The sequence below is a fragment of the Dyella sp. KRB-257 genome (assembly GCF_049445995.1).
Classification (GTDB): domain Bacteria; phylum Pseudomonadota; class Gammaproteobacteria; order Xanthomonadales; family Rhodanobacteraceae; genus Dyella_A.
Map to the genome: position 1 here is coordinate 24,192 of NZ_JBMSDZ010000032.1, position 6,477 is coordinate 30,668.

2 protein-coding genes are annotated in these 6,477 nt (G+C 64.8%); both read right to left on the reverse strand.

Going from position 1 to position 6,477, the window contains the following annotated elements:
- Window positions 1–206 precede the first annotated feature (206 nt).
- Window positions 207–5,096, reverse strand: a complete 4,890-nt coding sequence (locus ACO2Q2_RS16290; protein WP_423257288.1) for a calcium-binding protein — start codon at window positions 5,094–5,096, stop codon at window positions 207–209.
- Complete coding sequence (locus tag ACO2Q2_RS16295) at window positions 5,033–6,220, reverse strand: calcium-binding protein (protein WP_423257290.1); 1,188 nt, start codon at window positions 6,218–6,220, stop codon at window positions 5,033–5,035. Before ACO2Q2_RS16295 ends, ACO2Q2_RS16290 begins: the two co-directional genes overlap by 64 nt.
- Between the last annotated feature and the right edge of the window lie 257 nt (window positions 6,221–6,477).

A 6,477-nucleotide genomic window follows, 5' to 3' on the forward strand; every position in this document is an offset into this window, starting at 1 on the left:
TTCATTGATCTGCTTGTGAGGCCTAAATCCAATCGGCCATGAGGCTGATGCATGCCACGCGTTCCGCCCGACATCTGCGTGTCGCGGAGGCTGCCATCACGCTTGCAAGGAAACCCCGCACGAGACGGGGTTTCCTTGTCCGGTTAAAGCGGCTCGCTTCGATTGAACGAGCCGCCAGTCACCCATGCCAGTCCGCGCTTGACCGCCTACAACATGGCTACTTTGGGTAGCTCCCTCAATGGATGAGCCGAATTCGTCACCAGCATTGCACCGGGCCAGTCCGCATCCTGATGAAGCATCGTTGTCTCCGCGGAGGCAGGATGGAAGCGGGACATCGCCTCGATCAGCTGCTGCGCCTGAAGCCCCATGCCGATAGCTCCCTCCCTGGCCATCGACGTGCTTTCCGGCATCTCGTCGATCATAAGCTGCCCGGACGCCCGGGCTCCCTGGCCAGCACGTCGCTGACGATGGCCGTCGATGCTGGAAAAACGGGCCAGGTGAGAGTTGGTCCAGCTCATGGCATCCAACGTTTCCATCGGCGCGACCGATTCGCCCGCCATGAGAGACATCGGGGTAGCGGTGGACGCGAATTGGGCAGGCAGCGGCGTCAGCAGGTCGGCAAAATTCGCGGCCGGGATCGCGTAGCCGTCGCTGGGCTGCACATAGCTGATGGCAAGATCGCCACCGAGGAAGTGATTCTGCACACGCACCTGCTGGGCCGTATCGCCATCCACCAGGATGATCAGATCGTCTCCGCTCTGGTGGAAGCTCAGCCGGGTGCGGTCGACGCCGTTGAAGAACAGCCAGTCGGTGCCGCCACCGGTGTTGTCGATCACGTCGCTGCCGGACCCGGCCTGCCAGACGTACTTGTCGTCGCCGGCACCACCAAGGAGCAGGTCGTTGCCGTCCTCGCCCACCAGGGTGTCGACACCGGCCCCGCCGATCAGGATGTCGTTGCCCGAGCCACTGAACGAGCCGTTGCCGCCGGACAGGTAGTCGTCGCCATCACCACCGACGAACTTGTCGTCGCCACCGAAGCCGAAGAGGGTGTCGTCACCGCCCAGCCCGTGGATGAGGTCGCGTCCGTTCGTGCCGAGCAACTGTTCCCCGGCGGCGGTGCCGTCAACGATGGTGGTGTAGTCACTGTCATTGCCGGGCTCTCCCGGCGTGCCGGGACCGCCGCTGCCGCCGCCCACCAAGGCATTGATCGCAGCGGTATCGAGCATCGAACCGCTGGCCGGCTGCACGTAGTCGATCGCGTAGTCGCCACCCAGGAAATGGTGGGTGACACGCACTGTACGGCTGGCATCGCCATCCACCGTGATCACGAGATCGTCGCCATCGCGGCTGAAGACCAATTGCGACGCGGTGATGCCGTCGTTGAAGAACACGCCGTCGTAGCCACCCTCGGTGTTGTCGATGGTGTCCTGCCCGCCGCCGTAGACGTAGCTGTCGTCGCCCATTCCACCGATCAGGGTATTGATGCCATCCTCGCCGCTCAGGGTGTCATTGCCTGCACCGCCCTCCAGGCGATCCGCGCCCGAGCCGGTGCCGCTGCCGTCCCCTCCGGCCAGATAGTCGTCGCCATCGCCGCCCTGCAGCGTGTCGTCCCCAGCCAGGCCGAACAACTGGTCGTCCCCGGCAAGCCCCTTGATCAAGTCCTTGCCGGCGCTGCCCACCAACTGCTCGCCGGCCGCGGTGCCCTCGATCACCTGGTCGTACTGCCCGCCGCTGCCGCCGCCGGCCACGATCTGGTTGATCTGGGCCGTGGTGAGGTAGTTGCCGCCGTCCGGCTGCACGTAGTCGATGGCCGCATCGCCACCGAGGAAGTGGTTGGTCACGCGCACCGCAGGCGTCGTCCCGGCGTCGACGAAGATCAGCAGATCGTCGCCATCGCGACCGAACGAAATGCGTTCGCGGGTGATGCCGCCGGTGAAGAACACGCCGTCGAAGCCGCCGTCGGCGTTGTCGATCACGTCGCTGCCCGAACTGGCGTCGAAGACGTACTTGTCATCGCCGGTGCCGCCGATCAGCAGGTCGTCACCACCACCGGCAACCATCGTGTCGTCGCCACCGCCGCCGTCGATCCGGTTGGCTCCGCCGTTGCCGGCGAGGTAGTTGTCCAGGTCGTTGCCGGTACCGTCGATGTCCGCGCTGCCGGTCAGGAACAGGTTCTCGACGTGGGCCGACAGCACGTACGAAGCGGATGCCTGCACCTGGTCGGTGCCGGCGTTCGCCGTCTCGACCACGGTGTCATGGCTGTCGTCGACGATGTAGTTGTCGCTGCCGGCGCCGCCCTCGAGATGGTCCACGCCGGTGCCGCCATCGAGGTAGTCGTCGCCGGCCCCGCCGACCAGCGTGTCGCTGCCGTTGCCGCCGAACAGCGCATCGTTGCCGTCCAGGCCCTGCAGCGTATCGTCGCCGTCCCAGCCGCCGAGCGAGTTGTCGCCGGCATTGCCGGTGACCCGATTGTCCAGGTCGTTGCCGTTGCCGGTCGCGACGCCATCGGCCAGGATCAGGTTCTCGACGTTGTCCTTGAGCACAAGATTGGTCTCGTAGCGGCGCTCGACCGTATCGAGCCCCTCGTCGGCGTTCTCGTAGACCCAGTCGTCGCTCGACTCCTCGATGAAGTAGTCGTCGCCCAGCCCGCCGTAGAGCGAGTCGGCGCCCTGGCCGCCCTCCAGACGGTTGTTGCCGGCGTTGCCGACCAGCACGTTGTCCTGGTCGTTACCCGTGCCATCGAGGTTGGTGGTGCCCAGCAGGGTGAGGTTTTCCAGCGTGGCGCCCAGCACATGGTCGATGCTCGACTCGACCGTGTCCTCGCCTTCGCAGGCGGCCTCCACGACCTGGTCGCCCACGTTGTCAACCACGTAGGTGTCGTCGCCCAGGCCGCCGACCAGCACGTCGGCTCCCGCTCCACCGTCCAGGCGATTGGAGGCGGTGTTGCCCAGAATGGTGTTGTCGCCACTGTTGCCCGTACCCTGCCAGGCGTCGCTGCCTTCCACCAGGACGAGCTTTTCGATGTGTTCCGAGAGCGCATAGCTGCTGGACGCATTGACGACGTCGAAGCCCTCGCCGGCCAGCTCGACGATGACGTCGCCCTCCGCATCGACCGCGTAGGTGTCATCGCCGGCGCCGCCGATCAGTTGGTCGATGCCGCGGCCGCCGTCCAACTGGTCGTTGCCGGCACCGCCGACCAGGGTGTCGTTGCCGTCGTTGCCCTGCAGCATGTCATCGCCATCCAGGCCTTCGAGGCGGTTGGCGCCACTATTGCCGACCAGCTCGTTGTCGAGCGTATTGCCGGTGCCATCGACCGAGGCCACTCCCGCCAGCTCCAATCGTTCGACGTTGGCCGACAGGGTGTAGCCCACCGTGCTCCGTATCGTGTCCCGGCCCTCGCTCGCCGCCTCGGTCACCGTGTCGCCGGCATCGTCCACGAGATAGATGTCGTCGCCGCTGCCACCGACCATCTGGTCCTGGCCCGTGCCGCCATCGAGTACGTCACCGTCGGCGCCGCCGCGCAGCACGTCGTTGTCCGCGCCGCCGGACAGGTGGTCGGCGCCATCGCCGCCATCCAGGGTATCCGCCCCCGCGCCGCCATCAAGCAGGTCGTCGCCCGCACCGCCGACGAGCTGGTCGTTGCCGCCTTCGCCGAAGAGCTGGTCGCCGCCTTCGCCGCCATCGACGATGTCGTCGCCCTCGCCCGCGCGGACGATGTCCTGCCCGTCCAGGCCATCGATGGTATTGCCCAGTGCGTTGCCGAAAATGGTGTCGTCGACCGACGTGCCCAACAACACCTGCGCATCGATGTCCTGCGGGGAAAGCGACCACAGCGATCCCGTATCGATGGCCAGCGACGCCGTCGCCAGCCCCGTCGCTCCATCGAAGAACTGCTCGAAGCGAACCTCGTCGCCAGAGCTGCTCGCGAAACGGATGACCAGGGTGGTGCCGTCGCGACGCATGCGCACGTCGGTGACCGGCAATCCATCCAGGGCCAGGGTGTTCAGCCCCTGCAGGTCCGAGATCCGGTCCTTTCCGTCGCCACGGGCGAACACGTAGCGGTCCGCGTCCGCACCGCCATACAGGAGATCGTCGCCGGTCCCGCCCGTCAGGCTGTCGGTGCCGTCGCCGCCGCGGATCTCGTCGTCGCCGTCGCCACCGGCGAGCTGGTCGTCGCCGGCCTCGCCGGAAAGCCAGTCGCGGTCGGCGCCGCCATCGATCACGTCGTCGCCGTCGCCGCCGTACAACGCATCGAGGCCAGCGCCGCCGAGCAGATGGTCGTTGCCCGCCCCGCCCGTCAACGTGTCGTTGCCGTCGTCGCCGGCCAGCGTATCGACGCCATTGCCACCGTCGAGGAAATCGGCACCGGCCCCGCCGGACAGCACATCGTCGCCATCGCCTCCGGCAAGACTGTCGTCGCCCAGGCCGCCCGAAAGCGTGTCGTTCCCGACGTAGCCCACGAGAGTGTCGTTGCCGTCGGTGCTCACCTGGACCAGAGCTTTCACGGCGTCGACGTCCCATACGGTGCCGTCGGCGAAGCGGATCGCATCCAGACGGAAGGCGCCTGCCGCATCGTCGCGGAAATACTGCTGCACGTAGACGCGATCGTCGCTGCCGCTGATCTGCAGCGACAGATCGTCCCCGATGCGGGTGGCCACCACGTCGGCCGCCCCGATCCCCGCCGCGAACTCGAGGCTGTCGATGCGGCCTGCGTCAGAATCGTTGTTGTAGATGGTGTCGCGGCCGTCGCCCCGTGCGAACACGTAGGTGTCGTTGCCGGCACCGCCCGTCAGGTAGTCGTTGCCCGTACCGCCTTCGAGGCGATCGTCGCCGTTGTCGCCGGCCAGACGATCGTCGTCGGCACCGCCTTTCAGCACGTCGTTGCCAGAGCCGCCCGAAAGTACGTCTTCGCCCTCATCGCCGGAAAGCGTGTCGTTGCCGTCGTCGCCGCTGAGGCTGTCGGCACCGGCACCACCGGAGAGCGTATCGTTGCCGCCGCGACCCACCAGCCAGTCGTTGTCAGCGCTACCGGTTATGACGTCGTCGGTCTCGTAGCCGTAGATGTCGTCGTTACCGTTACCGGCGACGAGAACCATGGCCTTGACCGCCTCTCGATGTCCCACACCGTTCCGTCGGCGAAACGGATTTCTTCCAGCCGATAATCGCTGTAGCCGTCGTTGCGGAAGTAGTACTGGATATCGACGCGGTCTTCGGCACCGAGGACCTGCAGGCAGAGATCATCGCCGCTGCGCCAGACCTTCAGGTCCGATGGTGCAATCCCCGTCGCCATCTGCAGAACATCTTTGCGTCCCGCTACGTTGTCGTAGTTGTTGATGGTGTCATGTCCCGACTTACGACCAAACGCGTAGATATCGTTGCCGGCGTTTCCCGCCATATAGTCGTTGCCGGCACCACCATCCAGTCGATCGTCACCATCCCCGCCTTGCAACGAATCGTTACCCTCGCCACCATGCAGTACATCTCGGCCCGCGCCGCCCATCAGTGAGTCGTTTCCTTCGTCGCCGAAATGTTCGTCGTCGCCATCGCCGCCGCTGAGATTGTCCGAACCAAGGCCGCCATAAAGTCGATCGTTACCCTGACCACCATCGAGCGTATCTGCGCCGTCACCCCCGCTCAGGATATCGTTGCCTGCATCACCACTCAGCACGTCGCTACCCATACCGCCCAATAGGGTATCGTCTCCTCCACCGCCCCTAAGTGCCTCGCGGTCGGTTGAAAGCGTGCCTCGACTAACCAGCACATCGCCGGACGTTGTACCCACGGTCTCCGCGCTTCCTCCGACGACAGCCGTGCCCAGAAAAATTCCTGCTGCGGCAAGCCTGTCGCGTAACACCGGATCACCCTGTGCATCAGTCAACCAGGACCGCAACGAATTCTGTCCTTCCGTCCAACCACCTTCGACGAAGACCTGCCCCTTGAACTTGAGCAACTCAGCGAGATCGACCAAGGCAGCTTCAGGATTACTTGTGTGCTTGGCAGCCAACGCCTCGTTCAATCGCCCAAAGTTCAGCGCCATGGTCGAGGTACCGTTCGCCCACCCGAAGTCAATCAACTCCAGGTAGCCCTTGAGCCTAGTCTGGACACTCAGGGACGCATAGACGCCTTCAAAGAACGTGTTGTAGATGTTTAGATAGTTACTGACACTGGTGCTGCCCCACCAGATATCCGTGATGGGCTCACTGCCCAGCAGAGCTTCCACCACGCGAATCTTGAGCGTGGTTTCAGCGTCGAGAGAGATAGGTTCTGGCCACGGAAGAACTTCACCGGGCCGCAGAGATATGACATTGCTTGAATTGGGGTCATATACTCCACCACCGCCATGAAGCTCAATACCTGATTCCGTGAGCTCGCCCGGTCGGATCCATGCTGCGCTTGGGTTCCGCCCTCATGCCGGGTTCACCCTATGGGTGAAGATGCTGTTTCGACATTCCGCGCACTTCGCGTCGCGCATTTAGC

Bases quoted from the DNA above. Each gene is read 5' to 3' on its own strand.
- ACO2Q2_RS16290 (WP_423257288.1), bottom strand. From the start codon at position 5,096: ATGGTTCTCGTCGCCGGTAACGGTAACGACGACATCTACGGCTACGAG.